Consider the following 18,168-nt stretch of genomic DNA (forward strand, 5'->3'; position numbering starts at 1 on the left):
CCAACGGAACCCCGCTCTCCGCACGGAGGGCGGGGTTCCGTCGTTCCCGGGGCGCGTTTCAACGGTGTCCTAGGCTGGAGGTATGAGTACCACTCCTCCCGTTCCGGCCGGCCGGCCAGCCGGTCCGCAGCACCCCGAGATCACGCAGTGGCGTCCGGCGGAGCGCGCGGACATCGACGACATCGTCGCCCTGTGCCGCGCGATGGACCCCTTCGACAACCCCCACCGGGTGACGAGCCGTGACGAGATCGCCGACGAGTTCGATCACGAGTGGATCGACATGGCGACCGACAGTCTGCTCGCGTTCTCCGCGGATGGGACGCTCGTCGCCTACGCGATGGTGATCCTGTCTCCCTCGAGGGACGTCTCCGTGTACTCCTACGTGTTCGGCGGCGTGCACCCCGAGTGGCGCGAGCGCGGGATCGGTCGGGCCCTGCTCGCCTGGTCCCTCGAGCGGTCCGATCAGCAGTTGGCCTCGGTGGAGACGGGGGCTCCGGCCTCCTCGCGGGCCTACGTCGACGAACGGAACACCGCGGCAGCGCGGTTGTTGGAGCGGTTCGGGTTCGGCGTGGCTCGCTACTTCACGATCATGGAGCGCGACCTCTCCCGGCCGGTCGACGAGATCGACGTCCCAGCCGGCGTCACGCTCGAGGAGTACCGGCCCGAGTTCGCCGATCGCACGCGCGACGCACGGAACGACTCCTTCCGCGACCACTGGGGGAGCCTCGAGACGGTTCCGGCGATGTGGGCGCAGTTCGTGGGCGGCGCACACTTCCGGGACGACCTCTCGGTGGTGGCGGTCGCCGACGACGGACGGGTCGTCGGGTTCACCCTGGCGGAGGTCGACGAGGACAGCTGGTCTGCTCAGGGCTTCACGAGCGCCTACATCGCCCTGGTGGGTACCGTCCGCGACTGGCGCGGTCGGCGCTTGGCTCCGGCCATCCTCGCCGCGGCACTCCGACGGATCCAGGCCGCCGGTCTGGAGCGGGCGACGCTCGAGGTCGACACGGCCAGCCCGACGGGAGCGCTCGGGCTCTACGAACGGCAGGGGTTCGTCGCGACGACGCGTGATCTGGCGTACGTCCGTGAGCGGTGACGCGTCCGAGGCGGAGCGCGTGCTGCCGGCGCAGCGGTTCAAGCTCGCGATCGCCTACGACGGGACGGACTTCGCCGGGTGGGCGAAGCAACCCGGCCTCCGGACGGTCGAGGGTGTCCTGGAGGAGGCCCTCTACCGGGTGCTCGGGAAGACCGTTCCACCCGTGCCACGGTTCGTGGTGGCCGGACGCACCGACGCCGGTGTCCACGCGTCGGGCCAGGTGGCGCACCTCGACCTGACCGAGCCCCAGTTGGCCAAGATCACCCGCCTGCAGGGCCGCCACGCCGAGTTCCCCGACGGCTCTCCCCGCTTCGAGAGTGCGAGCACGCTGCTGGCCCGGCGCCTGAACGGCGTCCTCGGGATGGACCGCGACGTGGTCATCCATGCCGCCGAGCCGGCTCCGGAAGGCTTCGACGCGCGGTTCTCCGCCGTCTGGCGTCACTACCGGTACCGGCTCGCCGATGCTGACGTGCGCAAGGATCCGATTGTCCGCCGCACCACGAGCTGGACGACCTCCTCACTCGACCTCGAGCTACTCCAGCAGGCGGCGGCATCCCTCGTCGGACTCCACGACTTCCAGGCGTACTGCAAACCGCGACCTCGGGCCACGACCATTCGGACCTTGCAGGCCTTCAGCTGGGAGCGCGACGACGCGGGTGTGCTCGTCGCCCGACTCACCGCCGACGCGTTCTGCCACAGCATGGTCCGCTCGCTCGTCGGTGCGTGCGTCGCCGTGGGAGAGAGGCGCCTGTCACTCGAGGAGGTCGTCCGGCTCCGGGACGGCGGCCACCGGGAGATCGACTTCCGGGTCATGCCGGCGCGGGGACTCACCCTCGTCGAGGTCGGGTATCCGGAGCCCGGGCTGCTGCAGTCCCGCGCAGCGACGACCCGGCAGCGGCGGAGCCACGAGCACGTCGCGGCGGGCGCCGACTGATCGCGGGTCTGAATTGACCGACGAGGGGTGATCACGTAGACTCTCCCGTTGGTGCCTGCGCCTTCTGCGGTGCGGTACCCGAAGTTGAGCCCTCCACCTCGGGCGTTCCGATCGGAACTCCCAACAGGAGCGGGATTCACGAACGACCAACTCCGACCAGAAAGCAGCACTATTGTGACGCGCACGTATTCCCCGAAGGCCAGTGAGATCACGCACGACTGGGTCGTCATCGACGCCACCGACGTGGTCCTCGGCCGCCTGGCCAGCCACGCCGCAGCGCTCCTGCGCGGCAAGCACAAGGCGACCTTCTCCCCGCACATGGACGGTGGCGACTTCGTCATCATCGTCAACGCAGACAAGGTGGCCCTCACCGGCGCCAAGCTCCTGCAGAAGAAGGCGTACCGCCACTCCGGTTACCCGGGCGGGCTCTCGGCCGTCACCTACGCCGAGCTCCTCGAGAAGAACCCGATCCGCGCCGTCGAGAAGGCGATCCGCGGCATGCTGCCGAAGAACTCCCTCGGCCGCGACCAGCTGAAGAAGCTCAAGGTCTACACCGGCAGCGAGCACCCTCACGCCGCTCAGCAGCCCAAGCCGTTCACGCTCGACCAGGTCGCCCAGTAAGCACCGGACAAGAAAAAAGGATTCCACAGTGGCGAACATCGCAGATTCCATCGAAGAGACCCCGCAGAGCTACTCCACCGAGTCGGCTCCTGAAGCAGCTGTCACCGCGCCTCGCGCCGTGCTGAGCGTCCCCGGCGCAGCCGTCGGTCGTCGCAAGCAGGCCATCGCCCGCGTGCGCCTCGTCCCCGGCAGCGGCACCATCACGGTCAACGGCCGCACGCTCGAGGACTACTTCCCGAACAAGCTGCACCAGCAGCTCATCAACGACCCGTTCACCGTCCTCGACCTGGTCGGCGGCTACGACGTCATCGCACGCATCTCCGGTGGTGGCCCCTCGGGCCAGGCCGGTGCGCTGCGTCTCGGCATCGCGCGCTCGCTCAACCAGATCGACGAGGAGAACAACCGCGCCACGCTGAAGAAGGCCGGCTTCCTCTCCCGTGACGCTCGCGTCAAGGAGCGCAAGAAGGCCGGACTCAAGAAGGCCCGTAAGGCTCCGCAGTTCTCGAAGCGCTAATCGCGCTCAGGACAAGCGAAGCTCAATGCCTCAGCTGTTTGGTACCGACGGTGTTCGCGGTCTCGCGAACGCCGACCTGACGGCAGACCTCGCTCTCGGCCTTGCCCAAGCCACCGCAGTGGTGCTTGGGCAAGGCCGTAGTGCTGAGGCCCGCCGTGCCGCCGGGAAGCGTCCGGTCGCCGTGCTCGCACGCGACCCCCGCATCTCCGGCGAGTTCCTGTCCGCCGCCGTCGCGGCGGGCCTGGCGTCCTCGGGCGTCGACGTGCTCGAGGCAGGCGTCCTGCCGACGCCAGCGACGGCGTTCCTCATCGCCGACATCGACGCCGACTTCGGCGTGATGATCTCCGCCTCGCACAACCCCGCGCCCGACAACGGCATCAAGATCTTCGCCCGTGGCGGCACCAAGCTCCCTGACGCCGTGGAGCGCCGGATCGAGGAATACCTCGACCGCCCCAAGCTCAGCCCGACCGGTGCCGACGTCGGTCGCATCGTCCGGTTCGCCGACGCCGAGGACCGCTACGTCGTCCACCTGCTCGGCAGCCTGCCCAACCGTCTGGACGGCATCCACGTCGTCCTGGACTGCGCGCACGGCGCTGCCGCCGGCGTATCACCGGAGACCTTCCGCGACGCCGGGGCGCGGGTCACCATCATCGGCAACGACCCTGACGGCATGAACATCAACGACGGGGTCGGCTCGACGCATCTCGACCTCCTGTCGCAGGCGGTCCTCGAGCACGGTGCCGATCTGGGCATCGCGCACGACGGCGACGCCGACCGGTGCCTCGCGGTCGACGCTGCCGGCAAGATCGTCGACGGCGATCAGATCATGGCGATCCTCGCGGTCTCGATGCAGGAGCGCGGCAAGCTCAAGGACGACACGCTCGTCGCGACCGTCATGAGCAACCTCGGGTTGCACGTGGCGATGCGGGAGCACGGCATCACGGTCGTGCAGACCGGTGTGGGCGACCGCTACGTCCTCGAGGCGATGAACGAGCACGCCTACTCGTTGGGTGGTGAGCAGTCGGGCCACGTCATCATGGCCGACTACGCGACCACGGGCGACGGGATCCTCACGGGCCTGCACATCGTGGCCGAGATGGCGCGCACCGGCAAGACCCTCGCCCAGCTCGCCGAGGTCATGCAGGTGTACCCGCAGATCCTCGTCAACGTCACGGGCGTCGACCGCAACCGACTCGTCGGCGACGAGGTCGTCGACGCCGCGGTCCGCGACGCGGAGGCCGAGCTCGGTGACGAGGGCCGTGTGCTTTTGCGTCCGTCGGGCACGGAACCCCTCGTCCGGGTCATGGTCGAGGCGGCCGACCAGCCGACGGCGGACCGCTTGGCCCATCGTCTCGCCGACGTCGTCCGCGAACGACTCGCCATCTGAATCGTCCGGCGGCGGGCCGGTGGGTCGAGCTGTGGAAGAGTGATCGCATGACTTCGACGACGAGTGGCGCCTCCGGGCAGCCGACGCCCTACGTGGAGATCGACCGCGCCGAGTGGGCGCGACTCGCTCCCGAGACGTCGACGCCGCTGAGTGAGACCGAGGTCGTGCAGATCCGCGGCCTCGGCGACCGTCTCGACATGCGGGAGGTCGAGGAGGTCTACGTTCCGCTCAGCCGGCTGCTCAGCCTGTACGCGAAGGGGACCCAGGACCTCGGGCGGGCGACGAGTCGGTTCCTCGGTGATCAGGCGCTCCGCACCCCGTTCGTCATCGGGGTCGCCGGCTCGGTGGCCGTCGGCAAGTCGACGATCGCCAGGCTGCTGCGCGAGTTGCTGTCGCGCTGGCCGGACACCCCGCACGTCGAACTCGTAACGACCGACGGGTTCCTGTACCCGAACGAGGAGCTCCAGCGGCGCGGCATCATGGATCGCAAGGGCTTCCCGGAGTCCTATGACCGCCGGGCCCTCCTGCGGTTCATCACGGCCGTGAAGAGTGGGGCCGCCGAGGTGCGCGCGCCGTTCTACTCGCACCTCCGCTACGACATCATCCCGACGGCCCAAGTGGTCGTGCGGCGTCCCGACGTCCTGATCGTCGAGGGGCTGAACGTCCTCCAACCGGCCGCGACGGCGAGTGGCCTCGCGATCAGCGACCTCTTCGACTTCAGCATCTACGTCGACGCCAGGACGCGCGACATCGAGTCCTGGTACGTCGACCGGTTCATGGCGTTGAAGCGCGGCGCGTTCTCCAACCCGAACTCGTTCTTCAACGTGTTCGCCGAGCTCTCCGACGAGGAGGCCGCCGACCAGGCGCGGGGGTTCTGGCGGTCGATCAACGAGCCGAACCTCGTCGACAACATCCGCCCGACCCGCTCCCGGGCGAAGCTCGTCCTGCGGAAGGACTCGGACCACACCGTGTCCTCGGTGCTGCTCCGCAAGCTCTGAGCGCGCTGTCCGACGGCTGACGGCCCAGCTGCCCGAGTTGGTGCAGCATCCTCGCAAAATCGCCCGATTATGCTGCTCTACATGTGTGGAATCGTGGGGTACGTCGGGAACGACAAGACGGTCGACGTCCTGATGGGCGGATTGAAGCGGCTCGAGTACCGGGGGTACGACTCCGCCGGCATCGCCGTGCTCGACGCGACGGGTTCGTTGAACACGCGTAAGCGTGCCGGGAAGCTCGCCGTCCTCACCGAGGACCTCGCGGCGAACCCGATCGCCCCCGGGGCGACCGGCATCGGCCACACCCGTTGGGCCACGCACGGCGGGCCGACCGACCGCAACGCGCACCCGCACCTCGGCGACGAGGGGCGCCTCGCACTCATCCACAACGGCATCATCGAGAACTTCGCCGAGCTGCGTGCCGAACTCCTCGCCGACGGGTTCACCTTCGAGAGCGACACCGACACGGAGATCGCCGCGGTCCTCATCGGCCGTGAGTACCGGTCGACGGGTGACCTGACCGAGGCCTTCCGCCGTGTGGTCGCCCGCCTCGACGGCGCCTTCACCCTGCTCGCGATGCACCAGGAGCTGCCCGGCGTCGTGATCGGGGCACGCCGGAACTCGCCGCTCGTCATCGGCCTCGGCGATGGCGAGAACTTCCTCGGATCCGACGTGGCCGCCTTCGTGCAGTACACGCAGCGCGCGGTCGCGATCGGCCAGGACCAGATGGTCGTCATCACCCCGGACGACGTCACGGTCACCGACTTCTCCGGCAACCACGTCGTGACCGAGCCGTTCGAGATCCAGTGGGATGCGTCCGCGGCCGACAAGGGTGGCTGGTCGAGCTTCATGGCGAAGGAGATCAGCGAGGAGCCCGACGCCGTCGCCAACACGATCCGCGGACGGGTCGAGGGCGGACAGGTCGTCATCCCGGAGCTCGCCGGCCTCGACGAGCTCTTCCTCGACATCAACCGCATCGTGATCATCGCCTGTGGCACGGCCGCGTACGCCGGCACCGTCGGCAGCTACGCGATCGAGCGGTGGGCGGGCATCCCGGTCACGGTGGAGCTCAGTCACGAGTTCCGCTACCGCGACCCGGTGATCGACGCCCGCACCCTCGTCATCTCGGTGAGCCAGTCGGGCGAGACGATGGACACGCTCATGGCGGTCCGTTTCGCGAGCGAGTCCGGCGCGAAGACCCTGTCGATCTGCAACACTCAGGGTGCGACGATCGCCCGCGAGTCCGATGCCGTGGTGTACACCCATGCCGGGCCGGAGGTCGCGGTCGCGTCGACGAAGGCGTTCACCGCGCAGATCACCGCGCTCTACCTGTTCGGGCTGCACCTGTCCCGCGTCCGTGGCACGCAGACGCCGGAGTACCTGTCCGCGCAGGTCGAGGAACTGCAGGCCGTCCCGGACAAGATCGCCAGCATCCTCGGTGCCTCCGAGAAGATCGCGCAGCTCGCGCACTGGATGGCGGATTCCCGTGCGGTGCTCTTCCTCGGCCGGCACGTCGGATACCCGATCGCCCTCGAGGGTGCGTTGAAGCTCAAGGAACTCGCCTACATCCACGCCGAAGGGTTCGCCGGTGGTGAGCTCAAGCACGGACCGATCGCCCTCATCGAGCCGGGCCAGCCCGTCTTCGTGGTCGTGCCGAGCCCGCGGGGTTCCGCGATCCTGCACCCCAAGGTCGTCTCGACCATCGAGGAGATCCGCGCTCGCGGTGCACGGGTGATCGCGATCGCCGAGCAGGGTGACGCAGCGGTCCTGCCCTCGGCGGACGAGGTCATCCCGATCCCGCTCGCCGGTCCGCTCTTCGAGCCGCTCCTCGCGGTCATCCCGCTCCACATCTTCGCGATGGAGCTCGCGACGGCGAAGGGCCTGGACGTCGACCAGCCCCGCAACCTCGCGAAGTCCGTCACCGTCGAGTAGGCGTCGGTCCGCGGGGTCCGAGGTGGCCCGTCGGCCGGTCCGCCCCGCACGATGCGTCGGCCGTAGAGTAGAAGGATGATCATCGGTATCGGGGTGGACCTCGTGGACCTCGCGAGGTTCGGGCGGGCCGTGACCCGGACCCCGAACCTCCTCGCCCGGCTCTTCGTGCCTGCTGAACGGGAGTTGCCGTTGCGGTCGCTCGCTGGCCGCTTCGCCGCGAAGGAGGCGCTCATCAAGGCGCTGGGGTCCTCCGACGGCATCCGTTGGCAGGAGATGGCGATCGTGAACGGTCCGGAGGGGAAGCCCGACTTCGAGCTGTCCGGGGTCACGGCCGGGGTCGTCGCTGAGCGCGGCATCACCAGCATGCACCTCAGCATGACCCACGATGCCGGGGTGGCCGTCGCCTTCGTCGTCGCCGAGCGGGAGGGCTGATGCCGAGCGGTTCCGACGCGCGTCCGACGCGCGAGGCGATCATCGACCTCGGGGCGCTGCGGCACAACGTCCGTCGTCTGCGCGAGATCACCGGTGTCTCCGAACTCATCGTCGTCGTCAAGGCGGACGCCTACGGGCACGGTGCCGCGGCGATCGCCCTGGCGGCCGTCGAGGCCGGGGCCGACCGGCTCGGCGTCGCCGACATCCGCGAGGGGGTCGCGCTCCGTGCGGCAGGGGTCACCGCGCCCGTCCTGGCCTGGTTGCATGGACCGGACGCCGATTTCGGTGCGGCACTCGACGCCGGGATCGAGCTCGGTCTGTCGTCGGTGGCGCAGCTCGACCGCGTGATCGACGCGGCCAGGGAGCACGGATCCGGGGTGCCCGTCGTCCAGTTCAAGCTCGAGACCGGCCTCAGCCGGAACGGGGCGGCCGAGGCCGACTGGCCGGAGCTGTTCCAGGCCGCCGCAGCAGCCGAGAGCGCTGGTCTCGTCCGGGTCGACGGCTTGTTCTCGCATGTGTCCAACACCTCGAGTGCGGACGACGCCGCCGCCGCCGTGCGGTTCGAGCGCGGTGCCGACCTCGCCACCGCCGCCGGGCTCACGCCACGGAGTCTCCACCTCGCCGCCTCCGCGGCCGCCCTCGGCGAACCGACACTCCGGTACGACGCCGTGCGCCTCGGGATCGCCGCCTACGGGCTGTCGCCCTTCGAACCCACCGAGGACGCCGCGCGCTCGGCTGCCGCCTTCGATCTCCGCCCGGTCATGACGCTCCGGGCATCCGTCGCCGCCGTGCGTCGGGTCGAACCGGGCACCGGCGTGTCCTACGACTACAGCTACCGGGCGGACTCTTCGACGACGCTCGCCCTCGTCCCGCTCGGCTACGCCGACGGGGTGCCCCGTAGCGCCTCGAACGCCGGCCCCGTCGTGATCAACGGCCGCCGCTACCGGGTCTCCGGTCGGATCGCCATGGACCAGTTCGTCGTCGACGTGGGAGACGATCCGGTCGAGGTGGGTGACGACGCCGTCCTGTTCGGCGACCCTGCCACCGGCGCGCCCCGCGTCGAGGAGTGGGCCGAGGCCGCCGGGACGATTAACTACGAACTCGTCACCCGGATCGGGCCACGGGTGGTGCGGACGCCGAGGGAGCGGTCATGACGGATCAGGTCCTCACCCCGGGCACGGTCGAGGTGGCGACCCCGGAGGAGATGCACGCGTACGGCGTCCGGCTCGGCGCGGAACTGCGCGCCGGGCAGTTGCTCGTGCTGACCGGGCCGCTCGGGGCGGGCAAGACGACCCTCACGCGCGGGATCGGGGAGGGGCTCGGGGTGCGTGGTCCGGTCACCAGCCCGACCTTCGTGCTGGCGCGCACCCACCCGAGTCTCGTCGGCGGTCCGCCCCTCGTGCACGTGGACGCCTATCGGCTCGGCTCCGCGCTCGAACTCGACGACCTCGACATCGACTTCGCCCGATCCGTCGTCGTGGTCGAGTGGGGCGCCGGACTCCTCGACGGCGTCGTCCCCGAATGGTTCGAACTCGTGATCGAGCGGCCGACCGGTGCCGGCGACGCGCCGACCACCAGCGACGCCGGTGAGGAACCGATCGAGCAGCGGACGCTCACGCTCTCGCGGCATGCCGCCACCGACCCCGGGTAGGCTGGACGACGTGCTGTTGGCGATCGATACATCCGCGGGTTCGAGCGTCGCCGTCGTCTCCCTGGACGGCGTGATCCTCGCCGAACGGTCATCCGACGACCCGATGCGTCACGCCGAGGTCATCGGCTCGCTCATCGCCGGCTCGCTCGACGAGGCGAGGGTCGCCATCGCCGACCTCACCGGGGTCGTCGCCGGCATGGGCCCCGGACCGTTCACCGGGCTCCGGATCGGCATCGCGGCTGCCCGCAGCTTCGGTGTCGGAGCCGGCCTCCCGGTCCACCCCGTGGTGAGCCACGACGGCATCGCACTCGACGCGTACGCCACCGGCCGGGCCGCGCCGGACGACCGGCTCCTGGTCGTCACCGACGCCCGTCGCCGCGAGCGCTACTGGACGGCCTACGCGGGCCTCGACGCGACCGGCCTCCCCGTCCGCACCCGGGGTCCCGCCCTGGCGAAGCCGGAGGACCTGCCGAGCTCCGAGGCCGTGCGGTTCGACGCGGTCGTCGTCCCAGCCGGTGCGCTGGGCCGGATCGCGGCACTGCTCCTCGCTTCCGACGGGGTGTTCGCGGGGGAGGAACCCCTCTACCTGCGCTCACCCGACGTCACGATGTCCACCGGTGCCAAGCGGGTGACGGCATGACCTGGTTCCTGCGCCGGGCCGGCGTCGCGGACCTCGACGCGATCATGGAACTCGAGAGCACCGTGTTCCTCAACGACGCGTGGTCGACCGAGATGATGCGTGCCGAACTCGCCTCGCCGCACGGGCACTACCTCGTCGCGACCGAGGTCGACGCCGAGGACGCCCCGCTGGCCGGCTACGCCGGGCTCTTCGCGCCTTCCCGCTCCGATGACGCCGACATCCAGACCATCGCCGTCGCCGGCCACGCCAGAGGTGGCGGGCTGGGGCGTCTGCTCATGCAGGCGCTCATCGAACAGGCGAGACAGCAGGACGTGTCGCAGGTGTTCCTCGAGGTCAGGGCGGACAATCCCGTCGCGATCGCGCTGTACCGGAGCCTCGGCTTCGAGGAGCTCGGGCTGCGACCCGGGTACTACCAACCGGACGACGTCGACGCCATCGTCATGCGCCTCACCGTCCAAGCGAGGCCGCCGATGCCCGCGCACGGGCGGCCTCCGCTTGAGCAGGCCGACCACCACCCGGGGAGCATGGCATGAACCGCGACGAACCACTCGTCCTCGGCATCGAGACGAGTTGCGACGAGACCGGCATCGGCATCGTCCGCGGACACCGACTCCTCGCCAACACCATCGCCTCCAGCATGGACGAGCACGCCAGGTACGGCGGCGTCGTCCCCGAGGTGGCTGCGCGAGCCCACCTCGAGGCGCTCCAGCCCACTCTCACGACGGCGCTCGCCGAAGCCGGTGTCAGCCTGGCGGATCTCGACGCCGTCGCCGTGACGAGCGGTCCGGGACTGTCCGGCGCACTGATGGTCGGTGTCGGAGCGGCGAAGGCGCTCGCCGTCTCCCTCGGCAAGCCGCTGTACGCGGTCAACCATCTCGTCGGACACGTCGGGGCCGACGTGCTCGATTCCGAGGACGGCCTCATCGAGTACCCGACCATCGCGCTGCTCGTGTCGGGCGGACACACCTCGCTCCTCCTGGTGCGGGATCTCGTCTCGGACGTCGAACTCCTCGGCGAGACCATCGACGACGCAGCGGGCGAGGCGTTCGACAAGGTCGCACGCATCCTCGGTCTGCCCTACCCGGGCGGTCCGCAGATCGACCGGGCCGCGGTCGGTGGCGACCCGAAGGCGATCCGCTTCCCCCGAGGGCTCAGCCTGCCGAAGGACATGGATCGTCACCGATACGACTTCTCCTTCTCCGGGCTGAAGACCGCGGTCGCCAGGTGGGTCGAGGCCAAGCAGGACGCCGGAGAGCCGGTACCGGTCGCCGACGTCGCGGCGAGCTTCCGCGAGGCCGTCGTCGACGTGCTCGTCTCGAAGGCGGTCAAGGCGTGCACCGAGCTCGGCGTGCCACGCCTCCTGCTCGGCGGTGGCGTGATCGCGAACGCGCGCCTCCGCGAGGTCGCCGCCGAGCGCACTGCGGCAGCGGGCATCGAACTCCGCATCCCGCCGCTGCAGCTGTGCACCGACAACGGTGCGATGATCGCGGCGCTCGCGTCGCAGCTCATCTCCGCCGGACGCGAGCCCTCCTCGCTCGACTTCGGCGCCGACTCGACCCTGCCGGTCACGGAGATCCAGGTCCACTAGACGGCTCCCCGGCGCGAGCGGGGATCCCTCCTCGAGGCGGTCGTCGACGAGCCCGTCCACCGCTCGACGCATAGGATGGGCCGGTACCCGGTCACGGAGCGAAGGAGCGGCGATGGACGAGCAACAGCACCCCGAGGGACGGCCCGCGCAGCAGAACGGCGCGCCGGGACAGCAGCCGCCGCAGCAGCAGTCCGGTCAGCCGGAGCACGGCGGTCGACCGTCGCAGGGGCAGCAGTACCCGACGGCGCAGCAGCAGCCGTCGCAGCAGCCCGACCAGCAGGCCCCGCAGCAGCAGCCGTACCAGGACCCCTCGCAGCAGCAGTGGTCTCAGGCCGGCCAACAGGGGTACGGCGTGCCGCCTGCCACCGACTGGCGCGCCGGCGCGCCCGCCGCTCCATCAGGTCGACCGGGTCAGCAGACGGCCCCGTCCACCTGGCAGGGTGAGCAGTCGACGTACCTCCAGACCGTGCCGACGGCCGTGTACCAGGCTCCGAGCCAGGGCGGATACGCCGCGTACCAGCAGCAGCCCTCATCGGTGGGCGCGGCGGCCGCCTCCACGTCCACCGCCCGCAGCACCTGGTCGCTCATCAGCGGCATCGTCGGGCTCGTCGTATCGGTCTTCGTCGGTTGGGGCTTCCCGCTGTCGATCGTCGCGATCGTCCTCGGGTTCGGGGCACGCCGCCGCGAACCGGGGGCTCGCGGTCGTGCACTGACGGGTCTCGTGACCGGCTTCGTCGGCCTCGCCTGTTCGATCGGATGGCTGGTCTACAGCGTCGTCGTGATCGTCGGCTACGTCTCGACCTAGTCAGAGACGGACGGGAAGACGACCGCGCTGCGCGGTACACCGCCTCAGTGACCGACGCGCTCGACCAGGAGGGCGCTGTGCTTCCCCGCGATCCTCGTGAGGATGATCGTGGCCGAACGGTCGCCGCGCAATGCGAGCCGTTTGCGGAACGCTGCCGGATCGATGTCGACGCCGCGCTTCTTGATCTCGAGGACGCCGATCCCGCGCTCGCGCATCGTCCGCTTGAGGGTCTTCTCATCCATGGGGAGCCGCTCGAGCACGCGGAACGTCGACGCGAACGGCGAGGTCGTCGCGCTGTCAGAGGTGAGATACGCGATGCCCTGACCGAGCATGCCCGCCTCCAAGCGGACGGCGAGGTCGCCGATGAGACGGGCGCGGATGACAGAGCCGTCGGGTTCGTGGACGTACGCACCGAGGTCGCGGACCGGTGCGTCGTCCGCGTCACCGTCCGCCGTGAGTTCGTGGTGGACGCCGTCTGCGAGCAGGAGCGCGGCGCGCCGGACACCCGGTCGGGCGAGCGGGCCGAACCAGAGGGTCATCTCGACGAGCTGGCCGTCGACCGAGACCCATTGCGCCTCGGCTTCATCAGGGATGAGGGAGCGGTCGAAGCCGGGCCCGAGTTTGACGCCGACCGGGAGACGGCCCGCCGTGGCGAAGACGGTGTCGAGGGAGGGGGTGTAGTCGGCGGCGCTCGCGAGTCGGGACGTGTCGACGTGCCCTGCCGTCCTCCTGGCCGGGTCGAACCAGACGGCGTCGAACTCCTCGAGCGCGACGTCCTCGGCCGCTTCGTTCCGGACCGTCGCCGACGGGAACGGCGCCAGGTTGTAGCTCGCGATGGCGGCCGTGACCTCGTCGATGTCGACCGCCGTCACCGCCAGATCGAGGGAGGCCATCGCCATCGAATCGGCTCCGATGCCGCTGCCGAGATCGGCGACGCGCGTGAGGCCAGCTCGGGCGAAGCGCCCGGCGTGTAGGGCTGCCACGGGCAGCCGGGTGGCCTGTTCGAGACCCGCCTCGGTGAACAGCATGCGGTCGGCGAACGGGCCGAACTTGCCGACCGCCTTGTGGCGGAGACGCGACTGCGTGAGCACGGCCGCGACGAGCGCGGGGGAGTGCCCCTCGTTCCGGAGCCGACCGACGAGTCGGACGGCCTCATCCTTGGACGGGTAGGGCGGGAGCGAGTCGAGGAGTCTGAGCCCGTCGGCCGTCAGGAGCTCCACGAGTTCCGATCGTTCCATGGTCAGCGGACTTCGCGCGGAGCTGGGTGCATCCGGCAACGCTAGCAGCCGGTCATTGGCACTCGCATTGCGTGAGTGCCAGAAGATGCCTAGACTGGAATCAGCACTCTCGCAGTGTGAGTGCTAACAACGTCTTCGTTTCAAGAAAGAGGTCAACCGTGTCGGTCTCCATCAAGCCGCTCGAGGATCGCATCGTCATCAAGCAGGTCGAGGCAGAGCAGACCACCGCTTCCGGTCTGGTCATCCCCGACACCGCCAAGGAGAAGCCCCAGGAGGGCGAGGTCGTGGCGGTCGGACCCGGTCGCATCGACGACAACGGCAACCGCGTCCCTCTCGACGTCGCCGTCGGCGACAAGGTGATCTACTCCAAGTACGGCGGCACCGAGGTCAAGTACGCCGGTGAGGACTACCTGGTCCTGTCCGCGCGCGACGTCCTCGCCGTCGTCGTCCGCTAGACACCGACGAACGAACCCAGCGGCTCAGGCCGCTCCACAGCCCGAATGGCATCAGCCGTTCGGGCTGTGTCCGTTTCACGAGGTCGGTCCGCCCGCCGCGGGTCTAGCCTGGACCAGTGCAGAACCCGAGCGATCCAGCGGAAGTAGAAGTCGAGTTCGCCGCCGAAGCGGCGCGCGGGCGTTCAGGGGTCGAGGTCCCGCAGCAGGGCAGCCGGTCGGGCCTGATCTCGGCGGTCGCCGCGTACTGCCTCTGGGGAGCACTGCCGCTCTACTTCATCGCGCTCGCGCCGGCCGGGGCCTTCGAGGTGGTCGCCTGGCGGATCGTGTTCTCCCTCGTGTTCTGCGCCGTGCTCATCCTCGTGACGCGCTCCTGGCGTCGCCTGCTCGGGATCCTGCGGCAGCGGCGCATCGTGCTCACGATGGGGCTGGCCGGTGCGCTCATCTACGTCAACTGGCAGACCTACGTCTACGGAGCGCTCAACGGGCAGGTGGTCGAGGCATCGCTCGGGTACTTCATCAACCCGATCGTCACCGTCTTCCTCGGCGTCTTCTTCCTCCGCGAGCGGCTTCGTCCCGCGCAGTGGGCCGCGGTGGTCGTCAGCGTGATCGCGGTACTCGTCCTCGCGATCGGGCACGGCAGCGTCCCGTGGATCGCCCTCATCCTCGCCTTCTCCTTCGGCCTGTACGGCTACATCAAGAAGCAGGTCGGTGGTGTGGTCGACGCGGTGTCGGGTCTGACGCTCGAGACGGCATGGCTGACGCCCGTGGCGATCGCGCAGCTCATCGCCGTCGGGGTCTCCGGCGGGCTCACGATCGGCACCGCCGGCGTTGGGCACACACTCCTCCTGATCGGAGCCGGTGTCATCACCGCCGTCCCGCTCCTCCTGTTCGCTGCGGCGGCTCGGCGGTTGCCGCTCACCTGGATGGGGTTCATCCAGTACTTCGCGCCCATCATCCAGTTCGTCGTCGGCGTGGCGGTCCTCCACGAGGCGATGCCGCCCGAGCGGTGGCTGGGCTTCGGACTCGTCTGGTTGGCACTCGCCATCCTCACGGTCGACATGCTCGTGGCGTCCGCGCGCAGCCGACGGTCAGCGGCCGCCGATCGACGCCGTGCCGCAATGGTCTGAACAGCGGATTCCGGCGCTGATCGCGCGACCACTGCAGGAAAGACGCGAAACCGGTACCTCTGAGGTAACGATTTGGTCGTGTTACACGCTTGTAACGTCAACGACATTGTCCAGCGCACTCTCAGCGGATAACTTGACACAACGGCAGCCCCTGGAGCTGCCACTCTTCTGACAAGCAAGGAGTACCATGAGCGTCTTTTCGAAGGCCACGGCCGCTCGCTCCCGCCCTCGTGCCATCGTTCTCGGTGGCATCGCACTGATCGGAGCCAGCGCGCTGGTCCTGAGCGGATGCGCCTCAGGTGGCAGTGACGACAGTGGCAGCGGCAGCAGCAAGCCTGCTGGCGACCTCACCCTGAAGCTCGGCACCGCGTTGCCCCAGACGGGCAACCTGGCGTTCCTCGGCCCGCCCGAGGAAGCCGGTGTCGGTCTCGCGGTCAAGGAGGTCAACGACGCCAACCTGGGCATCAAGATCGACCTGACGCTCGGCGACTCGGGTGACTCCGACAACAAGGCGTACGCGACCGAGGTCCCCCGTCTGCTCTCCGAGGGCGTCACCGCCATCATCGGTGCGGCGTCGTCGGGTGTGTCGAAGCTCTTCATCGACGAAGTCACCGGCGCAGGCGTCATCCAGTTCTCCCCGGCGAACACCTCCGCCGACTTCACGACGTGGGACGACAACGGTCTCTACTGGCGGACGGCGCCGTCCGACGTGCTGCAGGGCGAGGTCCTCGGGAACCTGATCGCGGAGGACGGCAACGCCACCCTCGGCATCATCTACTTGAACGACTCGTACGGCACCGGCCTGGCGAAGTTCACCAAGGAGGCGTTCGAGAGCGCCGGCGGCGAAGTGGTCGCCGAGCAGTCGTACAACACGGGTGACACCTCCTTCGACGCGCAGATCAGCGCGGTCAAGGCGGAGAACCCCGACGCGATCGCGATCATCGCGTTCGAGGAGACCAAGACGATCGTCCCCGGACTCGCCGGGTTCCCGTCGGACAAGCTCTACTTCGTGGACGGCAACCTCGCCGACTACAGCGCCGACTTCGCGCCCGGTACCCTCACGGGCGCCAAGGGAACGCTGCCCGGTCTCGACACCGCCAAGCTCGGTGACTTCACCGACCGCCTCCAGGCGTTCGTGAAGGACGAGGGCGGCGAGCCGCTGAAGGACTACAGCTACGCGGCCGAATCCTACGACGCGGTCATCCTGCTCGCTCTCGCGGCGCTGCAGGCAGGCTCGACCGAGGGTGCCGACATGGCCGGCGAGCTCCAGTCCGTGTCCGGTGGCAAGGACAAGGGCGAGAAGGTGTCCACCTTCGAAGAGGGTGCGAAGGCCATCGCCGACGGCAAGAAGATCGACTACGACGGCAACTCCGGTCCGATCACCTTCGATGAGAACGGTGACCCGACCGAGGCGACGATCGGTATCTACCAGTACGGTGACGACAACAAGTACACCCGCACCAACTAGTCGCCTGAGCGACTGACGAGGCCCCGGAGCGATCCGGGGCCTTCGTCGTGTCCGGCCAATGCGCTCCCGCCGGACCTCGCGCTGGTGTGGTGCTGGTGCCAGCGCGGTGCGCTGACGTGAGCGCGGATCCAGCGCGTGAGCGCGGGCCTCCGGAGACCCTCGCTCACGCGCCGGGGGCGCGCTCACGCCCGTTAACCGTCGGTGCTGCACAGCGGGGCGCGCTCACGCCCGTGCACCGCTCTGACGGTCGGTACGGTGCATTCACGTCAGCGCACCGCGCTGGCAGCGAAAGAAGAGCCACGGGTCAGCGGAACGCCCGCTGCAGCCCTGCACGCTCGAGCTTCGCAGCGAGCCGGCCCGGATGGACGAGGTCCTCCCAAGTGGCGCGGACGACGGTGTAGCCGAGCGCACGAAGTCGGTCTTCCCGGTGCTTCTCCGCCAGGACGATGTCGGCCACATCGCGTCCCTGTGTGAACTCCTCTCGCACGTACTTCTGGCGGCCGTCGAGTTCGAGGATGACCTGTTCGTCTGGCCAGACGGCATCGACGATGCCGATCGGTCCGTCGGCGTCGGCGAACGACTGTTGCAGGGACGGGACGGCGAATCCGAGCTGGGCGATCACGACGCGCATCTTGGACTCGCCACCGTTCGCCGCCAGAGGGTCCGCGAAGCCGATCGCGAACCGCACTTGCCGTCCTCCACGACGCCCCGGCAGATCTCGTGCGAGCGAGCGGAGTGCGCTCTCGTCCGTGAGCCTCAGTCGGAGCGCGGCGTCGGCGACGGCGACGGCGTCGTCGAGGCGGGCGATCCGGGCGAGATCGACCACCGTTCGAGCCGGGTCGGTCACCGGGAGCCCATGTCGCATCCGGTGCGCGACCGCGCCTTGCGTCGTATGACGGATGATTCCCGGTGCTGAGCGTCCTCCGCGGTCGCCGCTCGTCAACGTGTGCACCTCAGCCGGCCATGGGCCGACGATCGGCAGTCCCCAGAGCCGTGCCGCCGAGTAGTGACTGAACAGGGCGTCTTTGCGGAGGGCGACGGCCGCCGCGTCGATCCGGAGGCGGTAGCGGTCATCGGGGGACAGGGACCGCCAGGTCGGTTCTGGGACGTAGATGCCTTTCCGCAGACGCACCAGGTCTCCGTCGCGATGAGCGGCACTCACCAGACGCTCGGCACCGACCCGACGTGCGTCTCGGACGAGCAGGAGGCCGTTCGGGCGGATGAGCAGGTTCAGATCGAAGGATTCCATCGACTCACCGTGCCCGTTCCGTGGTGTTCCAACACG

At 69.4% G+C, this 18,168-nt stretch carries 19 protein-coding genes; 17 read left to right on the forward strand and 2 right to left on the reverse strand.

All coding sequences use genetic code 11. The features are described 5' to 3' along the window. Positions 1 to 82: 82 nt before the first annotated feature. From ITJ57_RS06270 to ITJ57_RS06335, 14 genes are all read left to right on the forward strand, one after another. A complete protein-coding gene (locus ITJ57_RS06270; protein ID WP_194669311.1) occupies positions 83 to 1,096 on the forward strand; it encodes a GNAT family N-acetyltransferase in 1,014 nt (337 codons plus the stop codon). After that, complete coding sequence (gene truA / locus ITJ57_RS06275; protein ID WP_370582229.1) at positions 1,086 to 2,030, forward strand: tRNA pseudouridine(38-40) synthase TruA; 945 nt, start codon at positions 1,086 to 1,088, stop codon at positions 2,028 to 2,030. Before ITJ57_RS06270 ends, truA begins: the two co-directional genes overlap by 11 nt. 174 nt (positions 2,031 to 2,204) lie before the next feature. Beyond that, positions 2,205 to 2,651 (forward strand): 50S ribosomal protein L13, encoded by a 447-nt coding sequence (gene rplM, locus ITJ57_RS06280; protein WP_056008079.1) that lies wholly within the window; start codon positions 2,205 to 2,207, stop codon positions 2,649 to 2,651. Between the two features lie 28 nt (positions 2,652 to 2,679). Next, a complete protein-coding gene (gene rpsI / locus ITJ57_RS06285; protein ID WP_056008076.1) occupies positions 2,680 to 3,165 on the forward strand; it encodes a 30S ribosomal protein S9 in 486 nt (161 codons plus the stop codon). 25 nt (positions 3,166 to 3,190) lie between these two features. After that, complete coding sequence (glmM, locus tag ITJ57_RS06290) at positions 3,191 to 4,552, forward strand: phosphoglucosamine mutase (RefSeq protein WP_194669312.1); 1,362 nt, start codon at positions 3,191 to 3,193, stop codon at positions 4,550 to 4,552. Between the two features lie 47 nt (positions 4,553 to 4,599). Beyond that, positions 4,600 to 5,550 (forward strand): type I pantothenate kinase, encoded by a 951-nt coding sequence (coaA, locus tag ITJ57_RS06295; RefSeq protein ID WP_056008070.1) that lies wholly within the window; start codon positions 4,600 to 4,602, stop codon positions 5,548 to 5,550. 81 nt (positions 5,551 to 5,631) lie between these two features. Then, complete coding sequence (gene glmS, locus ITJ57_RS06300) at positions 5,632 to 7,479, forward strand: glutamine--fructose-6-phosphate transaminase (isomerizing) (protein ID WP_194669313.1); 1,848 nt, start codon at positions 5,632 to 5,634, stop codon at positions 7,477 to 7,479. 75 nt (positions 7,480 to 7,554) lie between these two features. Then, positions 7,555 to 7,911, forward strand: a complete 357-nt coding sequence (locus ITJ57_RS06305; protein WP_194669314.1) for a holo-ACP synthase — start codon at positions 7,555 to 7,557, stop codon at positions 7,909 to 7,911. After that, on the forward strand, positions 7,911 to 9,065 hold the full coding sequence (alr, locus tag ITJ57_RS06310) for an alanine racemase (protein WP_194669315.1): 1,155 nt from the start codon (positions 7,911 to 7,913) through the stop codon (positions 9,063 to 9,065). Before ITJ57_RS06305 ends, alr begins: the two co-directional genes overlap by 1 nt. Beyond that, positions 9,062 to 9,562 carry a tRNA (adenosine(37)-N6)-threonylcarbamoyltransferase complex ATPase subunit type 1 TsaE gene (gene tsaE, locus ITJ57_RS06315; protein WP_194669316.1) on the forward strand — a complete coding sequence of 167 codons (501 nt, stop codon included), beginning with the start codon at positions 9,062 to 9,064 and terminating at the stop codon, positions 9,560 to 9,562. The genes alr and tsaE overlap by 4 nt, the downstream gene beginning before the upstream one ends. 10 nt (positions 9,563 to 9,572) lie before the next feature. Next, positions 9,573 to 10,202, forward strand: coding sequence for a tRNA (adenosine(37)-N6)-threonylcarbamoyltransferase complex dimerization subunit type 1 TsaB (gene tsaB / locus ITJ57_RS06320; protein ID WP_194669317.1), 630 nt, complete (start codon positions 9,573 to 9,575; stop codon positions 10,200 to 10,202). Further along, a complete protein-coding gene (gene rimI / locus ITJ57_RS06325; RefSeq protein WP_194669318.1) occupies positions 10,199 to 10,735 on the forward strand; it encodes a ribosomal protein S18-alanine N-acetyltransferase in 537 nt (178 codons plus the stop codon). The genes tsaB and rimI overlap by 4 nt, the downstream gene beginning before the upstream one ends. Next, positions 10,732 to 11,790 carry a tRNA (adenosine(37)-N6)-threonylcarbamoyltransferase complex transferase subunit TsaD gene (gene tsaD, locus ITJ57_RS06330; protein ID WP_194669319.1) on the forward strand — a complete coding sequence of 353 codons (1,059 nt, stop codon included), beginning with the start codon at positions 10,732 to 10,734 and terminating at the stop codon, positions 11,788 to 11,790. The genes rimI and tsaD overlap by 4 nt, the downstream gene beginning before the upstream one ends. Positions 11,791 to 11,902: 112 nt before the next feature. Beyond that, complete coding sequence (locus ITJ57_RS06335) at positions 11,903 to 12,595, forward strand: DUF4190 domain-containing protein (protein WP_194669320.1); 693 nt, start codon at positions 11,903 to 11,905, stop codon at positions 12,593 to 12,595. A 44-nt stretch (positions 12,596 to 12,639) separates the two neighbouring features. Here the strand turns inward: ITJ57_RS06335 and ITJ57_RS06340 are convergent, their stop codons facing one another. Next, complete coding sequence (locus ITJ57_RS06340; RefSeq protein ID WP_194669321.1) at positions 12,640 to 13,833, reverse strand: class I SAM-dependent methyltransferase; 1,194 nt, start codon at positions 13,831 to 13,833, stop codon at positions 12,640 to 12,642. A gap of 158 nt (positions 13,834 to 13,991) precedes the next feature. On the opposite strand from ITJ57_RS06340, the gene groES reads away from it, so the two are divergent. From groES to ITJ57_RS06355, 3 genes are all read left to right on the forward strand, one after another. Then, positions 13,992 to 14,288 (forward strand): co-chaperone GroES, encoded by a 297-nt coding sequence (gene groES, locus ITJ57_RS06345; protein WP_056008047.1) that lies wholly within the window; start codon positions 13,992 to 13,994, stop codon positions 14,286 to 14,288. Positions 14,289 to 14,509: 221 nt separating this feature from the next. Continuing rightward, complete coding sequence (gene rarD, locus ITJ57_RS06350; RefSeq protein WP_228506855.1) at positions 14,510 to 15,415, forward strand: EamA family transporter RarD; 906 nt, start codon at positions 14,510 to 14,512, stop codon at positions 15,413 to 15,415. 187 nt (positions 15,416 to 15,602) lie between these two features. Beyond that, positions 15,603 to 16,883, forward strand: a complete 1,281-nt coding sequence (locus ITJ57_RS06355; protein ID WP_194669323.1) for an ABC transporter substrate-binding protein — start codon at positions 15,603 to 15,605, stop codon at positions 16,881 to 16,883. A gap of 304 nt (positions 16,884 to 17,187) precedes the next feature. Here ITJ57_RS06355 and ITJ57_RS06360 read toward each other — a convergent pair whose 3' ends face one another. Continuing rightward, complete coding sequence (locus tag ITJ57_RS06360) at positions 17,188 to 18,132, reverse strand: hypothetical protein (RefSeq protein WP_194669324.1); 945 nt, start codon at positions 18,130 to 18,132, stop codon at positions 17,188 to 17,190. Positions 18,133 to 18,168 lie beyond the last annotated feature (36 nt).

Origin of the sequence: Plantibacter sp. VKM Ac-2880, assembly GCF_015351235.1 — a bacterium.
Taxonomy (GTDB): domain Bacteria; phylum Actinomycetota; class Actinomycetes; order Actinomycetales; family Microbacteriaceae; genus Plantibacter.